The sequence below is a fragment of the Zavarzinella formosa DSM 19928 genome, assembly GCF_000255705.1.
In the GTDB taxonomy this organism is placed as follows: domain Bacteria; phylum Planctomycetota; class Planctomycetia; order Gemmatales; family Gemmataceae; genus Zavarzinella; species Zavarzinella formosa.
The window spans coordinates 185877-208346 of record NZ_JH636441.1 but is presented as its reverse complement, the minus strand read 5'-3'; the positions used below and the strand labels follow the sequence as shown (position 1 = coordinate 208346).

The 22470-nt window shown below is 60.2% G+C and carries 13 protein-coding genes; 8 read left to right on the top strand and 5 right to left on the bottom strand.

Annotated elements, in window-relative coordinates; genetic code table 11:
- Nucleotides 1-139: 139 nt before the first annotated feature.
- The 3 genes from BGIM_RS0117325 to BGIM_RS0117310 all read left to right on the top strand — a co-directional run bounded on the left by BGIM_RS0117325 (nt 140) and on the right by BGIM_RS0117310 (nt 3889).
- Nucleotides 140-1945 carry a hypothetical protein gene (locus BGIM_RS0117325; RefSeq protein WP_020470999.1) on the top strand — a complete coding sequence of 602 codons (1806 nt, stop codon included), beginning with the start codon at nt 140-142 and terminating at the stop codon, nt 1943-1945.
- A gap of 298 nt (nt 1946-2243) precedes the next feature.
- Nucleotides 2244-3359 (top strand): Gfo/Idh/MocA family protein, encoded by a 1116-nt coding sequence (locus BGIM_RS0117315; protein WP_020470997.1) that lies wholly within the window; start codon nt 2244-2246, stop codon nt 3357-3359.
- A gap of 83 nt (nt 3360-3442) precedes the next feature.
- Nucleotides 3443-3889, top strand: a complete 447-nt coding sequence (locus BGIM_RS0117310; protein WP_020470996.1) for a hypothetical protein — start codon at nt 3443-3445, stop codon at nt 3887-3889.
- Nucleotides 3890-3960: 71 nt separating this feature from the next.
- On the opposite strand, the gene BGIM_RS0117305 is transcribed toward BGIM_RS0117310, so the two are convergent.
- The 4 genes from BGIM_RS0117305 to BGIM_RS0117290 form a co-directional block, all read right to left on the bottom strand.
- Nucleotides 3961-5892, bottom strand: coding sequence for a carboxypeptidase-like regulatory domain-containing protein (locus tag BGIM_RS0117305; RefSeq protein WP_020470995.1), 1932 nt, complete (start codon nt 5890-5892; stop codon nt 3961-3963).
- Nucleotides 5893-5931: 39 nt separating this feature from the next.
- Nucleotides 5932-8547, bottom strand: a complete 2616-nt coding sequence (locus BGIM_RS0117300) for a hypothetical protein (protein ID WP_020470994.1) — start codon at nt 8545-8547, stop codon at nt 5932-5934.
- 132 nt (nt 8548-8679) lie between these two features.
- Entirely contained in the window at nt 8680-13638 is a 4959-nt protein-coding gene (locus tag BGIM_RS0117295; RefSeq protein WP_020470993.1) for a vWA domain-containing protein, read from the bottom strand.
- Nucleotides 13639-13768: 130 nt separating this feature from the next.
- Nucleotides 13769-14356: an isochorismatase family protein gene (locus tag BGIM_RS0117290; RefSeq protein WP_020470992.1), complete on the bottom strand. Its 588-nt coding sequence runs from the start codon at nt 14354-14356 to the stop codon at nt 13769-13771.
- A 355-nt stretch (nt 14357-14711) separates the two neighbouring features.
- On the opposite strand from BGIM_RS0117290, the gene BGIM_RS50950 reads away from it, so the two are divergent.
- The 3 genes from BGIM_RS50950 (at nt 14712) to BGIM_RS0117275 (ending at nt 16878) form a co-directional block, all read left to right on the top strand.
- Nucleotides 14712-15752: a DUF1559 domain-containing protein gene (locus BGIM_RS50950; protein ID WP_020470991.1), complete on the top strand. Its 1041-nt coding sequence runs from the start codon at nt 14712-14714 to the stop codon at nt 15750-15752.
- A gap of 86 nt (nt 15753-15838) precedes the next feature.
- A complete protein-coding gene (locus tag BGIM_RS0117280) occupies nt 15839-16237 on the top strand; it encodes a hypothetical protein (RefSeq protein WP_157369172.1) in 399 nt (132 codons plus the stop codon).
- A gap of 185 nt (nt 16238-16422) precedes the next feature.
- Nucleotides 16423-16878, top strand: coding sequence for a hypothetical protein (locus BGIM_RS0117275; RefSeq protein WP_020470989.1), 456 nt, complete (start codon nt 16423-16425; stop codon nt 16876-16878).
- 79 nt (nt 16879-16957) lie between these two features.
- Here the strand turns inward: BGIM_RS0117275 and BGIM_RS0117270 are convergent, their stop codons facing one another.
- Nucleotides 16958-20047, bottom strand: coding sequence for a tetratricopeptide repeat protein (locus BGIM_RS0117270; RefSeq protein ID WP_020470988.1), 3090 nt, complete (start codon nt 20045-20047; stop codon nt 16958-16960).
- 386 nt (nt 20048-20433) lie between these two features.
- Between BGIM_RS0117270 and BGIM_RS0117265 the strand changes: the two genes are divergently transcribed.
- Nucleotides 20434-21399: a C-terminal binding protein gene (locus BGIM_RS0117265; RefSeq protein WP_020470987.1), complete on the top strand. Its 966-nt coding sequence runs from the start codon at nt 20434-20436 to the stop codon at nt 21397-21399.
- A complete protein-coding gene (locus BGIM_RS0117260; RefSeq protein ID WP_020470986.1) occupies nt 21396-22469 on the top strand; it encodes an Ldh family oxidoreductase in 1074 nt (357 codons plus the stop codon). The genes BGIM_RS0117265 and BGIM_RS0117260 overlap by 4 nt, the downstream gene beginning before the upstream one ends.
- Nucleotide 22470: the final 1 nt, after the last annotated feature.

The following is a 22470-nucleotide window of genomic DNA, read 5'->3' as shown; positions in this document are numbered from 1 at the left end:
TTCCGTCCGTCCGGAATCAATCTTCGGCCATTGAAGAATCTCCGGGGGAGTGTCAGGATTTGCCGGTTGTGATGATTGGGCGGTCGCTTGCCACCTATAATCCGCTTACAGATCTTTCGTCTCGTCAAAGGAATTTTCCATGCGTCCCACAGGTTTGAAGGCCGTTTTCTGGCTCCTGATGATCGGCACGATCACGCAGGCGGCCCCCGGCGCCAAAGACACGCCGACGCCCGTGGATGAGAGTTTCAATCTCATCCCGGCCGGTTCCTCCGTCGTCTTGCAGTTGAACGGCGTCGAGCGGCTCAAGCAGCGCGTCAACAAGATGGTTGAAAACGCCCTGCCGGATCAATCGAAGAAGATCGCCGCCCAACTCGACACGCTCATCGCCGACGCCCTTGATGGCCGCGATCTCAAAGCCATCCGGGGGGATGCCCGGATCTATCTCGCCGTCACCGATCTGCCGAAAATTTTGGAGGCTCCCAATGTCATCGTGTTGCTTCCGATCAAGGATTATGACGACTTCAAGAAAACCTTCCTCCGCGACGACGAACGCAAGACCCTTCAAAAAGAAAAGGGCTTAGATGCCGTCTCCATCGAGAACATGACCTTTTTCTTGGCCCCGCTGAAGGGCTATGTCGCCCTCTCCACCGACCCGGAGAATGTCAAAAAGATTGTGGACGGCAAGGCGGGCGGCCTGTCGGCCGTGATGTCCAAGGACACGCTGCAAGCCTTCATGAATTCGGATGTGTCTTTGTTTGTGAATCTCAAGGACATCAATGAAAAATTCGGCGAACAGATCAAAAACTACAAGATGCTCGCCGGAACGATCTTCAACAATGGCGGCGGTCTCGGGGTTCAGGGAATCAGCAAGTCCCAGATGGACATGATGAAGGCCATGATCGAAACCGTCTTCCAGATGGTTGAGGACGGCGTGGGTTTCGTGCTGGCCATCGAAGCCCGGCCCGAGGGGGTCAACCTGCGGTTGTTGGAACAATTTGGCGAAAAGACCCCGACAAACGAAGTTCTCAAGACCTCGAAGCCGGACAAGTTGCCGGAACTCGCCACCCTCCCCGGCGGGCAGATGGGCTATTCGGCCTCCCGATTGAACCTGAAGGGATCGTCGGCCGCCTCCATGTTGGCCAGCTTGGTCACCGCTGATGATGAAGACGAAAAAGTGAAGGAAGCCCTTGGCAAGATCACCAAGGAAATCGCGGGTTACGACCAATCCCTGAGCCTGTCGGCCAACACGGCCCTGACCAGCGGCACGTTTGCGATTGTTGAATCCAAGGATGATGCCAAGATGCTCGCCGCTCAAGTGAAACTGATGAACACACTGAAGGCTGGTTCGAGTTTTGCGAATGTGAGCCTCAAGGACAAGCCGAAGGTGGAAGAAAAAGCCCTCAAGGCCGGACCGTTTGAACTCACCAAAGTGGTGACCAAGTACGACATCGACAAATCAGTGGCCGGCTTGCCCGAGGAGGCCCGCGAGACGGCCAAGGCCTCGATGAAGCGGGCCTTGGGGGGCGAAGAACTGACCACTTGGATGGGGGCGGCCGACGGCAAGTTCATCACCCTGAATGCGAAGGAACCGGCCGACGCGAAGGCATTGGTGGAGAAATACCTTGACTCCGGCAAGAGCGTCGGCAAGGATGAAGCCTTCCAAACCACGCGCAATCAGATGCCGGCCGAGGCCTCTTGGTTGATGCTTCTGGACGGCGCCCAAACAGCCTTTGGCGTGTTTGGAATGTTGAAGGACACGGCCGGGGCCGTCCCCGGTTTCCCGCTGGCCATGCCGGAACTCAAAGCCCCGACCGGCAAGCCCGCCTACGTGGGAATCGCCCTCACGTTGAAACCGGAACACGGCAGCATTGACGTGTTCATCCCGGTGAAGGCCGTCAACGAGATCCGAAAGTTCCTCGGACCGATCTTCAACATGGATAATTGAAGAGAAGAAAGAGAAGACGAACCACAAAGACACAAAGATCACACAAAGTTTCACAGAGGGAATGCAAGAAGAGATTTTGTTGATTTCTTGGTGAGTCTTTGTGTGATCTTTGTGCCTTTGTGGTTAATCTTCTCTTTGCTTTGCATGTCTTCTCTTCCTTTCAGTTTGAAACACATCAACACGGGGCATTCGGATTGTGCGTCCGGTGCCATACCGGCTGGCTGAGGCCAGTCGGCATCACAAATGCACTCCTTTCTGCGGAGTATTCACATCTGACACATTTCTGAAGGAACATGCCATGAGACCGTCGTTTTACGGGCAAGACAAAATTCGGTATGCTGTCGTGGGCGCGGGTTGGTTTGGGCAGGTTGCGGTCCTTCCGGCGTTCGAGAATGCCGAGAACAGTGAGTTGGTCGCCATCGTTTCCGGCGATGTGGAAAAGCGGGCCATCCTTTCGCAGGAATATGATGTTCCCGCCTATCCCTACGAGGAACTTGAAGACCTGATGGAGTCCGGAACCATCGACGCGGTGTATCTGGTGACGCCGAACAGCAAACACCGGGAACACACCTTGATGGCCGCCCGGCACGGCATCCATGTGCTGTGCGAAAAGCCTCTCGCGGACACGGTTCACGCCGCCCGCGAAATGAAGATGGCTTGCGAAGACGCAGACGTGAAACTGATGACCGCCTATCGGCTCCACTTCGAGCCGATGAACCTGCTGGCCATCGAACTGACCAACGACGGAACCATCGGCGAACCCCGGCTGTTCTCCTCAATCAACACCCAAGTCATCGACGAAGGAAATGCCCGGTTGATCCGTTCCCTTGGCGGCCATCCCCTTCTGGACATCGGCATCTACTGTGTGAATGCCGCGCGGTATCTCTTCCGTGATGAACCGGAGGAAGTCTCGGCTTATGCCGCCACCAGCGCCGACCCGAGGTTCCGGCAGGTTCCCGAGATGGTGTCGGCGGTCATGCGCTTCCCCGGCGAACGGCTGGCGATGATCTCCTGTGGTTTTGGCGAATCGAAGGTGTCCCATGCCCAACTGATCGGCACCAAGGGGGACATTCGCATGAATCCGGCTTTCAGCTTTGCCGCCAAACGCCGACTGACCCTGACGGTGGGAAAAGACACAAAGAAGCAGGACTTCCCGGCCCAGGACCAAGTCGCTCCGCAGATCGTCTATTTTTCCGAGTGCATCCTGAACGACCGCCAGCCGGAACCGGATGCGGACGAGGCCATCGCCGATTTGCTGGTGATCGAGGCGATGATCCTGTCAATTGAGCGGGGCATCGCCATCCCGCTGCAACCGACCATCGGCATGACCCGGCCAAACTTCCGGCAGTTGATTACCCGCCCGGCCGTGCGGGAACCAGAACTGGTGAATGCCGCCGCCCCGTCGGATGATTGATTTTGTCTTGGGACGGCGGGCGAACCTGTCAGCCGGGAAAAGAGTCGTTGGCGGTGACCACTCACCATCGCCGAGACCCTTTGATGGCTGAAACCACCCGCCGTCCGAAACGGGATGTGCCGTTCGCATCCGATGCGGAAGTTGCCGACATGGTCGGGCAGTTTGAGCAATGTCGCTGGCCCTATGAACGCTGGACCCACCGGGCGCATCTGGCGGTTGCCCTCATCTATCTGCAACGCTTCCCCGCCATCGAAGCGGAGGAACGGACCCGTCATCACATCCAGTTGTACAACCGCACCGTCGGCGATGCCTCGGGCTATCACGAAACCATCACCCTGTTGTTCCTGCGAAAGGTGGCGAGCTATCGGCTCACACATGACAAGCAAGCGACAGTGGCAGAGGCTGTCGAGGAACTGGCTCGCGAATGCCACATGCAATGGCCGCTCCGGTATTACTCTCCCGAGCGGTTATGGTCCGATGAAGCGAGGGCCAAATGGGTGGAGCCGGACTTGCAACCTCTCGATTTTTAACGAAACAACCCCGCACATGATAACCGTTACATCATGAGCGGGGTTGTTTCGTTAAAAATCCACCGAATCAATTACCGCATAAACGGCGGGCGGGTCAGCGGGATGACGGGCTTCGAGGTCTTGTCCACTTCGACTTCCACGCGGACCTCGCCCCGGCTGCCGGCTCCGGCATCGGGCTTGGCCGAGGCCACCCGGTAAAGGCCGGGCAACAAGTGTTCAAAGGTGAACTCGCCTTTGGCGTTCGTCTTCGTCGCTCCTTTTTCCTCGCCCTTGGCATCACGAAGCAGAACAGACACATCGGGTTGCGGGCGTCCGCCGCGTTCCACCCGGCCGACGATCTTGCCGTGAATCTTCTTTTCTTTCTCGTACAACTCGATCCGCACCGTCTTCATTGTTTCCAAGCCGACTGCGTTTTGGACAACGGCCGTCACATCCATCGTTTCGGGCTTCTTCTCAGGCGGGGGAAGTTCCGTCGGCTTCTTCTCGGCGGCCACGGGCAACGGCAGTTGGGCGACCCATTTGTCGTCCTTCAACGTGCCTTCCACCCGCACGGCTTCCGGGGGCAGCTTGCCATCCGGACCGGGCTTGGCGAGGACGAATTCCACCCGAGTGATTGGCGTCGTTTCCACGTCGCTGGCCACCAGACTCACCGGCAGCGGTGTGCCTTTGAGGTGCTTCTTCTCGAACACGCCGAATTGCACATCGCCCACTTCGGGGGGCGTGTCGTCCACCACGATGATGGCGACAAATTCCCGCGGCGACTTCTCGCCGATGGAGGCCCGCATTTCGTAACGTCCGCGAATGCTGGAGGTGTCGAGGCTCACCACGCGATCCCGCACGGTGTCCGCGATTTCCAAGAGGCCCGGCGCTGGTCCGGCGAGATTTAGCCACACCCGCACCTCACGCGGCATCCCGTAGCTGACGATTTCATCCGACTGTTGGAATTTGCCGGTCCGGCTGCGGTCGAGTTTCAAAATCAGGGAGTCTCTCGGAGATTCGTTTTCGACTTCCGCGAGGAACTTCGTGGCCTTCGACGGCCGGACATAGAACTCTGGCGTGAAAACCTTGGCCGACCCGAATTCGTGCGACCGGATTTCCCGAGTCAATTGCAGCGAATACTTGGAGCCATCGACCGGCAACAAGCGAACCGCCGAGGCATCGATGCGGGTGGCGGTGGCGGTCACCCCTTGGCGAACTTGCGGGGCGTAAGTGAAGGCCCGCGAGACACCGTCAACATCCAGGTGGAACCGGACGAAACCGTCGGCCAGCGGGGCGAGGTTGATTTCAGAAGCATACAGCGAAACATCGGTGGCGCCCGGCTTCAGTTCCCGTTCATAAGTGCCTGATCGCAGAGGATTGGCCGCGAGAGACAATTGTGGCGGGAACACCAGCGACACACGAACCGGATCGGCTTCCGTGACGAGCGAATTTTTCCTGGCATCCATCGTGATCTTCAAATCACGGATGCCCTTGGACCCGTTCAGTTCGATTTTGGGTTCGGTGATGAGATTGTTCGGCAGGGTGATTTCCACCTTGAAGGTCCGCGTGGCCAGTTCTTTGCCGTTCGTGTCGGTCACGCGGACGCGGAAGGCGAAGCCCGTCGTCTCACTGAGGATGACGGACTTCAACTCAACGCCGGGGGGCGGTTCCGGCGTTTCTTCCTTTTTGGCCTCGGCCTTGGGAGCCGGGATATCCTTCTTGGGTTCGACTTTCGGGGCCGGGGGCGGTTGGAACTCGACGGTCTTCGTCTCGTCGTTGTTCAAAGTGACAGTCGTTGTCGCCAGTTTGCCAAGTCCATCAGCCTCCAAGATGACGTTGAATGTCTTCTTGTCCCCGGAGGTGTTCTTCACCGCCACGGAAACGGCTTGTTTGTTGTTCGGCCGAACCGCGACACTATTGACGCTTTCATCGGCTCCCTGCCGAAGCATGATGACGGCGTCAGCGGCTTGAACGCCGAGCGTCGCGGCGAACAAACCGAACAAGGCCAAACGGTTCACGGGCATCGCGGTTCTCCTTCGGAATAGCCGTGACGAGTTGTCTCGTCACGGCGTGGTCGCAGTCGCCAGATTCGCCAACCGCCGCAGGGCCGTGGCGAATTCCTTCGCGGACGGATGCGGCAACAATTCCATCTTCCCGGCCCAGGCCATGTATCGGTCGCGGGCCAGACCATTGGCCCAACGTCGTTCGGCCTCCCGGCGGATCGTCACCGCCGGGTCGGCTGAAAGATCATCCCCCGGAATGTCGCGTGGATGCAAAGCCCACGCAAAAGTCACCCGGTCGGTGTCGGTCGCCTTCGCGTATTTGTCCCGCAGGGCGTTGTTAGCGTCGCGGATTCGGCCGGCCATTTCAATGTCGGTCCCGCCGGGTCTCACGGGTGAACCGGCGGTGTCCAGCAATGCCGTCAGGCGTTTCAAATATCCGGGGTCCAGTCGCCCGACGGTTGGCATCGCTGTCGCCGGAGCGTTGCCCGAGGGGGGCGGCCCGTCGGTCACCAAGGCCATCCCGCCGGGAATCCGCTCGTTGGCCAATCCCCGGACGGAGGTTTCCATCTGAATCCGGGTTTTCGCGTCCCACACCGGAGACCGCAACGCCGCCCGCCATTCCCGCAGGGAGGCATTCGGCGGGGGAATCACCAATCCCGTGTAAGTCTTCCGATGATCCCTCAACAACCCGGCCGTGCGGCTCAGTTCCCCGGCATCCGAGGAGCCAACGATTTTGGCCCGCACATCCCGGAAAACCGCGAGCAAATCGGACCACACCCGTTCGGCCTCCGGTTGCAGCACCGGGTTTAACGCCGGAGTGTCGGCCAACACTTGCAGGACGCTCGCCGTTTCATCCCACTCGCGCCGGGCAAAGGCGTCCGCGTCGGCGAGCAGGCGAATTTTTCGATAATCATCCGCGAGGCGTTTCAGTTCGCCCAACGCCGTTTCGCGATTCTTCTGTCCTGATTTGAACATCGTGACGAAGTGCGTTTGAAAATCAGCGTCAGCCGACCGGAGCAGGGGTTCGATTTTACCGCCCGACCGGGGATCCGCCACGATTGCTTCTTCCATTGCCATCGTTGCCCGCAGCATAATCGGCAAAGTCCCCGCATCCCACAAACTCCGGATCTCCGGATCGGCCTCGGACAAGAATCGCATGACGATCCACTCGGCGGGCAGAGGTTTTGGCGTCTCGGGGGCGACGCGAAACGACGAGATCAAGGCGACGGCATCCCGCAATTGGGTGGCGGTGTAATCTGTCTTCGGGTCTGGTTGCGTCAGCAGCACGTTGAACAAATGCAGGGCGGCCGCGTCCAGCCATGCTTGGGTGACTTCTTTTTCGGTGAGCGGTTTCGCCACGGCGTCAATTTCCTCTGATTTCGCGGCCGGAAACTGGCGAAGTTTGCGGACGACCGGCAGCAAGGCTTTCTCCGCCTCGGCGGCCAGTTTCGGGTCCGGCGACCGGGCGATTTGGGCCAGCGACCACACCGGCGGACCGGCGGCAGCGTCGGCCTTCATCCGGGTTTGCCAGTCGCGGATCTTGGGGGTGATATCCGGCTCGATCTGTTGGGAGGGCACGCCGCCGAGCAAGCGAAGTTCGGCCCTTGCCATCGTCCGGCGATAATCCGCGAAAGCTCGCGGCGAATCCCGGTGGGCGTTCCGGCTTCGCCACTGGTCGATGTCGGCCCATCCGGCGGTCAGCCACACCGGTTCCGGTCCCGATGATTCAAAGGCTGGGGGAGGGGCGGGTTTGCCAACGAGGGAGACGAGCCGAAATTCTTTGCCGTGGCCGTATTTCATCGGCGGGAAATGGGGAGTCCGCATGGCTTCGTCCCACTGACGGACACGGGCTTGCGTGAAGGCCGTCAGTTCGCCGGTGGTCACGTCGCCATCGGTTTGCCGGGCCGGGTTCCAGCCATCCGCGCGGCCCCGCAAGCCTTCTTCCACCACGAAGGCGAAAGCCCCCCGTTTCAATTCTGGACAGAAGTAAGGTGGCTCAGGCGGGGAACAGGAAACGAGCAAATCGAACGGCATCAACTCTTTGTTCGCGGCGATCCGGGTAAGCTGATCGTTTAGCTTCGCCCGGCATTCTTCGCCAAGAAACCCGTGCCTGGGATCGTCCACCGGCCGCACTTCCAAAATAAACAACAGTGGCGTGGTGATGCTCCTCGCGGTTTCGATCACCCGTTCCAACGGCAGCCAGGTGGCTGGGTCGCGCGGATCGGCCTTGGCCGGAATGAGGGCCACATCCACCCCAGTCGCCACGCCGAACATGGACAAATACAGCACGGCCACGCGGTTTTCCTTGCGTGCCCGCTCCCCGAGTCGTTTGATCTCCGAGAGAATCGTCTCGCCTTCCTGGCTTTGCAATGGCTGAACGCCATCGTCCGGGAAACGGCCGCGAAGGGCATCAGCATCTTGCAAGGCGAAGCCGTTGATCGGCCAGCCGCGAACTTCCTCGTAATCGGTGACAGCGATGGCCACGAACAGCGGCTTGGGATCATCCTTGCGCCACATGAGCAACCCGGCGATGGCTCCGGCCGAAAGAACGGCCAGCACGACGGCGATTTGCCCCCGGAACTTGCGGCTCGACGGCGGACGTTTGCCGGGCCGGTTGCCGGTGGCCGATGGCCGTCGCTGATGCCGCCAATCGTTCGTCGGACGCTCACCGGCCATGCGTTGCTCCAAGCGTCAGCCAGAAAAGAAAGGCATTAACCACAAAGGCACGAAGATCACACAAAGTTTCACAAAGAAAACCAGATTGGATCGAATGCCTTTGTGGTTAGTGCCTTTTCTTCTTGCTGTCAGTTAGTTTTTCGGCAGTTCCCGTTTCGGCGGGTAGATGTCCCGCGCGTTGAAGTCGGGTTCGTCTTTCGGCACTAATTCTTGTTTGCGGGCGGTTCGTTTGATCGCGTCGAGGGAATAGACATCGAGCGTCAGCGGGATGGCAAGATCTTCCGGCAGGGGGCCGAATCTGGACACGCACACACCGGCCGGCCCGTACCAGCGGTGTTCTTCTTCCAGTGTCCAGCGTTGCTCGACACCCAACAGGTTGTAGGCTCGCGGCACGACCGGTGAACCTTTGGGGTACTTGAGCCGAACTGTCAGATAACGCCCTTCGATGGCGATATCATCGAGCGTGATTTCGCCGACTCCTTGGATGCCGAACTTGCGGGAGGGCATTTTGGCCAGTTCGTCACCCAGCCGGTTCAGGCTTTTGAATTCCAGCGTGGCCTTTCCATCCTGTTCCGGCATCCGGTCCAGCCAGTAGCCTTCGACCTTGGGATGGGCCGGGGCGATGGCCACTTCGGTCTGCCCTTTGCGAGGAACCCAAGTGTGGGCGGTGACCACCCATGTCGGGGCGATCCGGTCGAAGATGTTTTCCACGCGAATGCCGGTCGGTTGCTTTTCACCGTCGTCGGGCGTCACTTCAAACCATGCGAACAACGGCAGTTCTCGTCGCAGATTGTCGGCCCGGTTGGTCAGCGGCTTTTCCAGGGTGACGAACATCTCGGCATCATCCCGCCCTTCCAATCTCACCCGGCGATTCAGCGGCACCGTCATTCGCAGCGGTTCGCTTTTGCTGTCGGTGGCCGGGAGCAAGTTGATCCGGCGGGCGTCCACATAGGAGGGAAGTGACAGCACGAGTTTTCCCGCCTCCCGCTTGAGAACGAGGGCCAGCCGATCCCCCGGTTGAACTTGAAGTTGGCGGGATTCATCGGCCGTGCGCAGGGTGTACAGGCCCGGAACCAGTGACCGCATCAGCCAGGCGTGGGTGTTTTCCTCGGCCAGCGAAACGGGCACTCGCTCGGCCCGCTTTTCCTCGCGGGACAACAGTTGCACGCGGGGCAGCATGGCGGCCCGCAACACGTCCCGGAGTTCGTCCTTGGAGCGAAGACGCTGGCTTGATCCCCCTTCGCGCGGCCAGATTTCGCCGGGTGTCTGGCTGTCGGTGAAATTCGATTCGTTGGTGATTGGCTTGAACTGGCTCCGGGCGGATTTTTCTTCCTCGTCGGTCGCCCCGAACAAGACGATGTGCATCGCCACATCGGTGTTTGCCTGAGCGGGGGACTTGATGAAATTCACCACCCGCTCGCCGGGATTGCCGGTTTCCACGTTGTCGTCGCCGTCCGTGATGACGATTAGATTTTTGAAACCGTCTTTGAAATATTTGGCCTGATTGGCCACATCGCGGGCATGGATCATCGCCTCGGCAATCGGCGTTTTGTAACCCTCTTGAAAGTTCACCGTGTTGACCAACTTCGCATGGAGAGCCTTGGAGAACCGCTCCGGCTCGTTCCAGAGTCGCGGTTCTTGCAAAGTGTTTAAGGTCAGGCCGCCGTCCTTGTTTTGTGCAAACGTTGTCACGCTCACATAAGCATCCTTCGGCAACCGGGCCAGCAACTCCCGAACGGCGTCGGCCGCGACGACATATTTGCGGCTGCCAAACACCGCCACATCCCGTTCTTTGTCCATGCTCGCGGAGGCATCGAACAGGATGGCGACCGAACCGCTCATCAACGATTCATCCCCGGAGACGGACACCATCCCCGGCCGTTCCTTCGGCGTGCGGTGAATCCAAGTGTACGTCGGCTGGCCGAAGGATTGGGACTTGAGGACGGCCACTTCGCGACGACCCCGGAAGAAGAGTTCCGCATCAACCTGTCCGACCGCCCCGCCGGACACCGTCTCCCGGTCCACGGTCAGTGGCACCGGGAGAGTGGTGTTTCCGGTGTCCGGTTTCTCGAAGCCACTAACGACCGCCCCTTGGCCCACGGGAAATTGATTCGAGGACAACGGCTTGGAAACCGCCAGCACTCGCATGACTGGAAAACCGGTCGCCCGTTGGGAAACGACGCGGATTTTTGGCTTTTCCTCCGGCCGGTCGGTCAAGTCGAGTGTTCCCTGTTCCCAAGTTAATGTGAACATCGGGGGGATCAGTTGCGTGCGGACCATCGCCGCGTCCGCCAGTCGTTTTTCCTTGGTGATCGTGTCGAGCGGTTCACCATTGATGATGATATCCTCGGCCGTCTGGCAATAAGCCTCGGCCGCCCGGCGGCAATAAGGCTTCGCGGCCCCGGCATCGACTTCGGCCCAACCATCGTTGATGCTGCGTTTCGCTTGCGCGAGCAAGAGAGCGTGCATCCATACCCGGCGTTCGGCGGCAAAGGGGTTCTCTGCCGGGATCAGCGTGCCGTCGCAGGCCGATACCAGGCGGCAGGCGCGGGCAAGTTCTTTCTTGGCGGTGTCGCCATCGCCACGAGAACCGGCCTCATGGGCCTGCGCGGTCAGGGCGGGGAGGCTCCGGTAAATGGCCGCGAGTTGTTCGCCCACATCGGTGAAGGTTTTCGCCCATTGGTCCGAGTCGGCGGTGGCAACGAGCGGTCCCAACTGTGCCCATGAATGGGAGGAGGGGGATTTCAATTCATCCGCCAGTCCCGCCCCGAGAACCGCGAGGGCCATGCGGCCATGCCGGATGGACAGCGTGCGTGCGGAGAACTCGCTCGGCGTCGCCTGTTGCGAAGTCGTTGACGTGTGCAATCGCACGGAGATGGCCCGTTCCCGACGATACAAGATGGCCCGTTGTGTTGGCGAGATAAACGGAACCCGCAGAGCGTTATCCAACCGGTGCCAGTCGGAGGCCAGTTGTGTCGTCGAGAGGGCAAGCTCATCAATTTCCTTTTGGAACCGTTTCACCAGCGTGGCGTAGGAACCAGCTTCACTGGCGGGGTCAAGCAACGCGGTGATCCGGTTGATCTCTTCCAACCGAGCGTCGCTCGGGTTGGCGAGCAATGCCGCGAGTTCATGGAACTTCCCGGCGATCCCTTCCACAGCCGTCAGCAAGGTCAGCGTGTCGGCGGCCGGAGTGCGTTGGTTGGCGACCCAGAAAGCGTAATACGGCAGCCGGGTTTGCAGTTCATCGCGCACGCGGAGGGCGGTTGCCAGTTTGGCGATCTCCGCTTGAAGGGCGTCGTATTGTGTCCCGGCGGTTGTCAGGCGTTCTCGTCCCTTGGCCCAATCTTTGGCATCTCCGGAGAAAAGCAGATCGATGCCCGTGCGGCGATTCTCATCGGCGGCGGCCAAGGGCTTCGAGAGCCAGCGGGCCACTTGTTCGGGATAGGTGAACTCATCGCTTGGCGTGGTGAACCATGCGCATCGTTCCCCGGCGAGATGGATTTTCAACGCGAGGGCGATCTCCGCTCCCCCGGCCATTTTGCGGGTTTTCTCCGCGTGCAGAATTCGGAGCAATTGAACTTCCGTCTGCCGGTCCCGGAGGGCATCGAGTTGCTTCAACAGGCCGATGGCCGCGTCGAGGTCGGCGGGGGAAACTGTCTCCTGTTTGGCGAGTTTCTCCAGCAATTCCCCGGCAAGGGCGTTTGAGGTCGCCTCGCGCGGGCCGGTTTGCTTGTCCCATTCCTTCGGCTGGTCGGCGGCCGGGAGGGCGAGCAGTTTGTCCAGTGTGCCCGGTGGCAGTTTGGTGACGGGCTGGCCCATCGCCCGCGACACGGGCAGCGCGTTGGCGAGGCATTCCGGTGTCCGGTTCCACGGAGATTGGGTCAGTTCCCGCTCCAAAGTTGTCAGCCGGGCCAAACCGGCGGCGGGAACAGTTCCGGTGTGTCGGGCCAATTTTTCGCACCGCATTGCCAGATCGAGATATTGCCGCCAGATGTTCGGGGAGGCGGCCTCCGGCCGGGGCTGGCGGGCGGCCAGTTCGGCCGTGCGATCCCATATCTTGCGAAGCTCGGCCGATGCTTCCGTGGAAACCCCCGGCGGCGGGCTGCCCGGCGGGAGTGGACCGGTGTTGGCCGGATGAACGCTGATGAGCCGGATTTGCTCGGCCCGGCGGGGACCGTCGCCGCTCGGAAGCAAGAACGGCTTTTGCGGGGCGTCCCGGTTGGCCTGCGCCCACCCGCCGACATGTTCGTCCAAATATTGCAGCAGAGCCGCGACCGTCACATGCTGATCCCGCTGTCCGGCCCCGCCGCGAAGACCCTCGACGAGGAAGTGGCCGAAGACGCTTTCCAGCCATTCCTCCGAGACCCACGCGGTTTGATCGGCATCGGCCGAGCAAATGACCACCAGACCGTCGATCTCCGCAATTTTTGCGTCGAGGCTTTTCAAGCCACGGGCGAACTCATTGGAAAATTCCCCTCGGGTCCAGTTCACCGATTCAAAAGCGGCATCGAAGATCAACACTTTGGGGCGACTGGCCGGGAGCGTTTTCAACATGTCCAAGATTTTGGCGACCGGCAGGCGATGACTCGGCTCGGCGACCGTGGCCTTTTCCGGGACCATCCACAGGAAGGGGCCATTCGGCCCCGAACCACCGGGGGCCGTGAAGTGAAGAACCAGCGGGCTTTTGCCGGAATCGTTCCGGTCGATGGCCGATTCCCAAGTTTCGACCGTCAGGCCCGGATCGAGTTTGGGTTTCGGGTTGGGAACATCGCGTTCGTTGACGGCCCATTCGGTCAGCAAGTTGGCCGACTGGAAGCCGGCGGCATTCAGCGGGGCGACAGTGTTGATCGGGATGTTTGGTGAAACGACGACAAACCGGGCCGCCTTGGTGGGCCGCCAGAGGATGATGGCCAACACGATCCCCGAGACAAGCAACGCTCCGACAAACGCGGCCGCCATCCGGACCCGGCGAGCCCGCCGATGCGGGTCGGCCACGCCAGACGCCTTGCCCTGCTGCCAAGACTTGCGGGAAGCCGCCGGTCTTTTTGCGGCCGAACCACGGGAATGCTTCCAAGAGGGATCGCCGGACATGAGAGTCTCCCGGTTGCGATTCGTTCGCGGTCACCGGGGAATTTTACGACGCTTGCCCGGCGGTCACAACCCGCCAGTGTTATGCGATTCGGGAAGGGGAAGCGGACAACTGATTTCGTCTGTTCCGGATTCAGGACAATTCCGAACTCGAACAGTAGCGGATGCCCTGCGCCATTCCCGAGGCTCGGGCCGTCGCCTGAAGCAATCCGGCGGCGGGGATGTCGATGCCGGCCGAGGCGTCTTCGATCATCAAGACTTCAAATCCCGCGTTGCGAAGATCGCGGGCTGTGAAGAAGCAGCAGATGTTGGTGGCGATGCCGCACACGGCCACCGTGGTAATTCCGCTGGCACGCAGGGTGTCCACCAAGGCCGGGTGTTGGGCCGTCACGGCGTAGGCTTCCATATCCCTGTTGAAGCCTTTGCGCCAGATCGCATGAAAGCGGTGGGTGGAGAGACCCGGCAGGAAATCGGCGCCCGGCGTGTTCATCACGCAATGCGGCGGGTACAGATTATCCCGCTGACCCAAGAACGAACAATGGTCAGCCGGATGCCAGTCTTGGGTGGCATCAATGCGGTCAAATGGCATCTCCAGCAATGCATTGATCGCGGGAACAATCTCCAATCCTCCCGGCACGGGAAGTTCCGCCGGGCAAAGACTGGTGAAACCCTTTTGGACATCCACCACAATCAGACTTGTGTGCGGCCATTTGAGATGCATATTGTTTTCTCTGGTTAGTCGGGCGGTCGTTCTTACACAAAGACCTCCGCTGTGACCTGTCACATGCTCAACAGCGGCTTTAAAAGTCCTCCTGCCAATTTCAAGCCAAGAAGCAGTCCGGCAGGTTAATAAAGTATTGCAAGAAAATTGCGACTATTAAGCATGCTTTTGACAAACCAATGATCTTGGCGCATTCTCCGGCAAAATCAGCACAAACTTGTATGTGTGAAGAATCCTTCTCGAATGCTTCATTGTCTCTTCACGCTCTAACCGTTGTTCCCTCATTTTTGTCCTCTAAATATAGAGTCTCACCAAGCGGTGAAACCGCAGTTGTCTCTCTTCCACGGGGTTTTCAATGTTGAAGGTTTTGACTCGAAATGGTCGGCGTGGGTTCACGTTGATCGAGCTTCTGGTGGTGATCGCGATCATCGCCATCCTGATCGGGCTTCTCCTGCCCGCCGTCCAGAAGATCCGTGAAGCCGCCAACCGCATGAGCTGCTCGAACAATCTCAAGCAACTCGGTCTGGCCGTCGCCAACTATGAAAGCACCTACGCCTATCTGCCCTCTCCCGGCGAAGGCATCGTCCCCGGCACGAACACCAAAGACTACGATATCCACTCGTTCTTTGGATACATCCTGCCGTACATGGAACAGGGCAACGCCTACGGGTTGTTGGATCTGACCCGGGTTTATAACGACAGCGCCGCCCCGAATAACCAAGTGGCCGCCAAGGTCCAGCCGAAGCCGTTCCTGTGCCCCAGCGCCGCCGGCGTTCAGCCTGACCCGAAGGGTTATGGCCAAACGTCGTACATGCCGATCGCATACACGGACATCGACCCCAACACGGGTCTTCGACAAGTCGCCCCCGCCCTGAAAGCCCCTGGTGCCTTGAAGCTTGCCAAGTACGGCAACGGCACCTTTGCCGGCATCACGGACGGAACGAGCAACACGATCATCCTCGGGGAAGACTCCGACTACCGTAACAACGAAGTCATTTTCCCGTTCCAATTGTCCAGCGCCTCCGATCCGGGCAATGTCGACAAAAACCCCAGCGGTTTCCGGGCCATCAATCGTTGGGCCGATCCCGAAAGCGGCAACGGCGTTTCCGGCCCGCCTCAATTGGACCCGGCTTCGTCCTATTCCACCGCTGGATTTGCTCAGAAGTACATCAACCAAAACAAGACCCCGATTGGCGGCGGCACCGGAACCGGCCAATGCCCCTGGTCGGCCAACAACTGCGGCCCGAACGATGAAATGTCCAGCTCCCACACCGGCGGCGTGAATGTGGTGTTCGCCGACGGACACGTTCAGTTCATTCGTGATTCGATCAGCGGCAAGTCCCTGCGATATCTGTGTGATCCGACCGACGGGCAAACCCCCGGCACGGATTACTAAGCGGAAACATGTGTGACTCGGGCGTTGACCTGTCAACGCCGAACCCGGCCTCATGGCCGGGTTTTTTATTTGGGGAGTTTGATTCGATGAAGCATTGTTTTCAGACGGTCGCCTTGTTGGCGATCGGAATGATGGCGGCCGGATGTGGTTCCGGCGGCGGCAAGTCCGTGTTTGGCAAGCCCGTTCCCGTGAAGGGCAAAGTGACTCTTTCGGGCCATCCGCTGGCCAGGGGAAATGTGGCGTTTGTTCCGGTCGTGGCCGGAAAAGGCCAGGAGAGTTTCGGAACCCTGGATTCGAGCGGAGAATTCCACACGATCATTTTCCCCGGCAAGTATCGCGTGGCTGTTGAGCCGACGTGGATTCGCGAGGAAAAGAAGCCCGGCCGAACGGAGATTCCCGCCAAGTATCAAAGAGCGGCCACCGCTGATCTTGAAGTGGACGTTCCCGATTCAGGCAAGGAAGACATCGTCATCACGTTGAAATGACGAGACCGGGGCTTTGTCAGAGATCCGGCTGTTGAACAATCGGGAACGAACCCGGCCAAGAGGCCGGGTTCGTTCGTTCCCCGGTTGGTCCCCCTGCCGACTCGCCATGCCGCCGGTTGCATATAAAAGCCAGTCATGATGACGTTCCGACCGGATCTCTCCCGAGTCCGGTGAAAGGAGTTTCGATGGCTTATCACATGCGGTTTTTCGACACCTCTCCCAAACCATTGACCATCACGGCTGTCGAAACCGCCCTCCGGGTGACCGATCCGACCTATCGGCTGGTCGATGTCGGGGAGAATCCCATTCCACAAGCAAGCCTGTTTTTGGGGGACGCGCCGCAGGGCGAACTTGAAATCAACACCCCCGGCGACGGTGTTTTTGACAATTTGGTGAAAGAGATGCTGGCCCGGCTGGCGAATTCAGGCCATGAGTTCCGCGAGGCGGTCGAGACGACATTGACGATGACCCAGCGCATCATCACCGTGCGAATCTCGGCGGAGGAGGCCAGCCTCGACGACACTCTCGCCGCCATCGATCCGCTCTGGGACTGGCTGTTTGATTCCCGGCAGGGGTTGCTCCACGCGGAGGGAGAAGGATATTACGAGGACGGTGAAATGGTCCTTGAAGAAGAGGAATGACATCCGGCGGAATATCAAAAAAAGAGGGCCGGCAACTAATGTCGCCGACCCTCTCCTTTTCGTCAATCGTTTGCCGACATCATGGCCGGTGCGAATTCACCAACTGCCGGCCCCGCCCTTGAACTCGTTCAAGGATCGCGTCAATGCTCTTGCCCGACGGGCGGCCTTGCGCTTCCAATTCGGCTCCCTTGGCGAAGGCTTCGTCCGCTTCCTTGGTCTTGCCCTGATTGAAAAGAGCCAGGCCGAGAAGGTAGTGATACCGGGCGTCGTCGTTGAAGAGGGCGATGGTCTTCACGAGGCTCGTCTCGGCCTCGGAATACCGGCTCGCATGGAACAACCGGATGCCGTTGGAGAAGAAGCGGTCGGCCATCGCGGCCGGGTCCGGCTTGGCGGCCGGTCCGCCCGCGTTCGCCTGGGCCTTGATGGCCAGCGACAATTCCCGCACCGCCCCGAGATCGCGTGTCAGGGTGTCGTTCTCGGTCTTCAACTTGGCGATCTGGCCGCCGAGTTGTTCCTTGGTGGCCGAGAGTTCGGCCATCGTCTTTGAAAGTTGTTTTTCCGCTTCGTTCGCCTTGCTCAGCGACACGGTGTTTTTGGCGGTCAGATCGCTGATCTCCTTGCTCAACTTGTCCCCGTTCGCCTTCATCGCGGCCATGTCGGATTCGGCCTTGGCGGTCAGGGTTTTCAAATCCTCGGCGGCCTTTTTGGCTTGCGCCTCGGCGGCGACGGCCAGCTTTTCCGTGTTTTGCTGTTTGAGGGTCACGGTTTCGAGGTCGGCCTTGCTCTTGGCGGCGTTGTCACGCATTTTCACCAGTTCGTCCCGCAGGGCGAGCGTGGCGTCCGATGTTCCGGCCTTGATCGCGTCGTCCAATCCCTTGAGAATCGCCGTCGAATCGGCGTTCGCCTGAACGAACTTGGCCTTTACTAATTTGTCACCGAGGGCCTTGAGCGTGCCGTCCGCGGCTTCCTTCGCCTTGGCGACCGCATCGGCCGCCAGTTTGGCTTCGGCGGCTGATTTCTTGGCCTCCTCGGCGGCCTTGGCGGCGTCCGTCAGTTGCTTGGTCGCCGTTTCGATCTTGGTTTCGTAATCCTTGGCCGCCTTTTCAGCTTTTGCCTCGGTCTCCTTGACCAGTTTCTCCGCATCGGTCTTTTTGGCCTGGAGTTCCTTCAAGGCCTCGCCCGGCTTGGCGGCATCCAACCCGGCATCTTTGAACGATTTGTTCACAGCGGCCAAGGCGGTGGTTGCCTCTTCGGAGGCTTTGGTCGCGTCGGTCAGTTTGGTTTCGCTGGCCGCGAGGGCATCCTGGGCAGTCTTGAGGTCTTTCTTCGCGGCCTCTTCAGCCTTTGCGGCAGCGTCCGCCTTCACTTGAAGACTTTGAGCTTCTTTGACGAGTTCACCCACTTTGGCGGTGGCTTTGTCCCGGTCTCCCACGATCATGGGAAGCGCCGTCAGTCCCTGTTCCGGATTGTCGATTTTGACTTCCGCGAATGCCTTGGCGACGGTCGATTGGTATTCTTTCAAGTCGGTTTTGGCGTTTTCCGCGTCCTCGCGCGCCCGGGTTAGTTCCGCCGGATCAACGGCGGCCACTTGCTGCACGGGAGCGGGCGACGAGGATGGGATCAAACCAGCCGTGAAAGCTCCGAACACGCCCCCGGCCCCGATGAGCAGACCGGCCGCCGTGCCGATCAAGGCTCCCTTGAGACTTCGGGCGCCGGATGATTCCTCCACCGGGCGAAGTTCCGGTTCGTTTTCTTCCGCTTGTTTGGGTTTCGCCCGTTGTTGCCGCCGGGTGTTGTATTCTTCCCGCAGATTGTCCGATTCCTCGTCGATATCCTTGGCCCGGATCAGCGAACTGTCACCGGGGTTGGAAGTCATCGGCAAATCGAGATCAATGGCATCCTCGTCCGCCGTGTGCGAACCGCTCAGGGGAGGGCTGTCCATGTCGAACTCGGACTCATGCATGCTCGGGCGGGAACTCAAGTCCACCGAGGACGATTCAAAGATCTTTTGCTTTCGGGCGGCTTCCTCAATGACCTCGTCGGAAATGGCCAGGCTTCCGGAATCGGTGATGCTCGGTTGCGGGACTTGATCCCCGTAAAGATCCACCGCGTCGTCCGAGTCGTTGAACTGTGTCGCGTCGATGCTCTCCAGGCCATACTTGGATTCCGATGTTCCCTCTTCCAAACCGGCCGGAAGAGCACCCTCGGCGACCTCGTCCGGGACATTGAAACTTGGCTGGGTCGGTTGGGTCGGCTTGGCGGCGCGGCTGGGATATCCCGCGGCGGGATCGGTCGGCCGGGTGGAGCGGAATGGCGTGTTGCCAATGTCTTCGCGGCGTGCCCGCGCCGACGAGGAGGAAAAGTCCGATTCATTCGGAATTTCCAAGTTCGACTCGGTCAGCAGCACGTCCAGGATGCTCGAACGATTTCCCTCCGGCCCCATCGCGGGCATGTCGCCCAGCATGGCGCTGGAAGCTCCCGCCTCCAGGGAAGCCACAAAGGGAATCGATTCGTCGTCGTCCGCCGGGGCGGGACGCTTGGGGGCGGTCGGCCAGACATTGGACGACGCATCCGGCGGCGGCCGGTGAACGCCGCCGGTATCCCCGGTGGGGGACATGACACCGAAGTGTACTTGGGAGCCGCCGGAGGGCGAATTAATCCCCGTCATTTCCGGGGAAAGGTCGTCAAACCCGTCATCAACCGCTTCGGCGGCCTCGGCGACCATGGGCAGATCAGCCTCGGGGATTTCCGCCGTGTCCGAAGCAGTGGCGGGAAGCGGACCGGCCAACGGAATTGCGGAGGAATTCCCTGTGGACGTCCTGGCGGCGTCGACTTCCAGCAAATGCGAGAGCAAATCCTTGTCCGACGGGGCGTCCACTCGCACCGACGATGGATTGGGAAGCGGCGTGGGGACGGCTTCGGCCTCGGCAACGGCCCGTTGGCGTCGGATCACTTCCGTCCAAGATGTCAGCGACTGCCCGCTGGGGGGATTCGGGAGTTCGTCGAGCGGGATCACCCCGGACGCTCCCTCATGGATCGGGGCCACGTTCCCGTAATCGACAAACGCCTCGCCCCCTTCCTCGCTGATGGCGAAGATATCGGCGGCCTCGGCCATCGGAGGGCGAGCCGGGTCGGATTCCGGAGTTTTCTTTGGATCGGTCGAGGCCATGGCGGGATTGCTCCGCAGTCGGCTAGGGTGTACAGAGGTGGGACTTTACAGTCTTTGTCATTTTCCACGAAACCAATTGGCCGACAAGACGATTCAGCCGGTTCTACCCGGATTAGTTTACCCAATCGACCCAAATTTTCGTCAACGCAGCATAGCATACGAACCGCGTCCAAATACTGTGGCAGAGTAAAAATATTCGTTCCGGTGTGAATTTCGCCGAGAACCGCCCGGTTGACGGAGCTATTTCGGAACCGGGGAATCTTTCTGCCTATCTGCTTGCAGTCCGATGGAGGGAAAGTTACATTGTGGGTCTCTCCAACCACATCTCGAAGACCCGGCGGGTGACAACGAACCGGCCACGAGCGTCTTTCAGGGAGTGATTTTGCATGCGGGTTGTGATCACCGATTTTACCTTCCCCTCCCTGGACATTGAGGAAGCCATTCTGCGACCCGCCGGCATGGAGGTTGCCAGCGGCCAGTGCAAAACACCGGAATCGTTGATTGCCTTGGTGGCCGACGCCGATGCGGTTATTACCCAATTCGCCCCGCTGACGGCACAAGTCATTTCGGCCATGCAAAAAGCCCGCGTGATTGTCCGTTACGGCATCGGCGTGGACAACGTGGACTTGGCGGCCGCCCGTGAGAAGGGGATCCCGGTCTGCAATGTTCCCGATTACTGCATTGATGAAGTGGCCGACCACACGCTGGCTTTCATCCTCGCGCTGACCCGCCAAGTCTTGCCGAACCTGCAACACATCCGCGATGGCAAATGGGGGCTGCCCGTTTCGTTGTCCGACATGAAGCCACTGCGGGATCTGACCGTCGGCGTCGTTGGCTTCGGGCGTATCGGCCGGGAAGTGGCCTCGCGGCTGCAACCATTCAAATGCCGAAGGTTGGTTCACGATCCGGTTGTCCCGGCGGCCGTCGTGAGCGAAGCCGGTTGTGAAACGGTCGGGTTGGAGGCGTTGTTGGCCGAATCGGATGTGGTCACGCTGCATTGCCCCTCGACGCCGCAAACCCGCCAACTGATCAACGCCAAATCTATTTTGACGATGAAACCCGGCGCCTTCATCGTGAACGTGGCTCGGGGCGACCTGATCGAGACGCCTGCCTTGATTGCCGCCCTCCAGTCCGGGAAGTTCGGCGGGGCGGCGCTGGATGTGTGCGATCCCGAGCCAATTCCCGCTGACAGTCCGCTCCGCTCGCTGCCGAACGTGATCTGTTCTTCCCATGTCGCCTCGTGCAGCGCCAACGCGGTGAGAACCCTCCGGGAAACGGTGGCCCGCACCGCCCTTCGCGCATTGAACAACGAACCGTTAGCTAACATCGTCAACGGGGTGAAACGAGCATGAGCCAGTCCAATGAACGCCGGGTGGCCGTCAACGACCTCATGGATTTCTGCCGACGGGCGTTGGCCACGACGGGCATGTCCATTGATGATGCCTACACCACGGCCGACGCTCTGGTGGCGACGGACACGATGGGCGTGTTCACCCACGGAACCAAGTTGCTGGCGGGCTATCTGAACCGGCTTCGCGGCGGCGGCTACGACCCGAAGGGCCGGCCCAAGATCGAACGTGAGGGACCGTCGTGGGCCGTCATCGACGGTGAGACGGCCTTGGGGCAGGTCGGCAGCGTGTTTGCGATGCAAACCGCCATCGACAAGGCCAGCAAAACCGGCGTCGCCTATGTCGGATTGCGAAACACCGGCCACATCGGCGCGGCTGGGTATCACGCCTGGCTGGCGGCCCAAAAAGGGATGATTGGGATGGTCGTCGGCAACGACATCCCGAGCGTGGCCGCCCCCGGTTCGCGCGGGCCGGTGCTGGGGAGCAACCCGCTGGCGTATGCCGTGCCGGTGGAAGACGGCGACCCGATTCTGCTTGATGTCGCCACGGCCGCTGTCGCCGGGGGGAAGGTTTATGCCGCCCATCAGCGGGGAGAAACCATCCCCCCCACTTGGTTGATCGGCCCGGACGGCCACCCCACGACCGATGGCAGCTTGTACCCGAAACAAGCTTCGCTGGCCCCGATGGCCGGACACAAAGGTTATGGCCTCGGCTTGTGGTGCGAAATCCTCTCGGCCGTTCTGCCGGGCGGGGCGATGACCTGGCAGGTGGGTAGCTGGATGTTTGACCCGGCCGACCAACCCTCGAAGCACAACGCCGGGTTTCTGGCGATTGATGTCGCCACCATCGCCCCGCCGACCGATTTCACCGCCCGCATCCGGTCGCTCATTAACGAGATTCACGCCTCGCCCAAGGCCGATGGCGTGGATCACCTGCTGATGCCCGGCGAACGGGAATGGAGCAACCGGCGCCAGGCGATGACCAAGGGCATTCCCCTCCCGGCCGATGTTATCGAAAAACTCCGGCTGGCCGCCGAGATGACGGGATATCACCCCGACTGGCTGGCGAACTAAT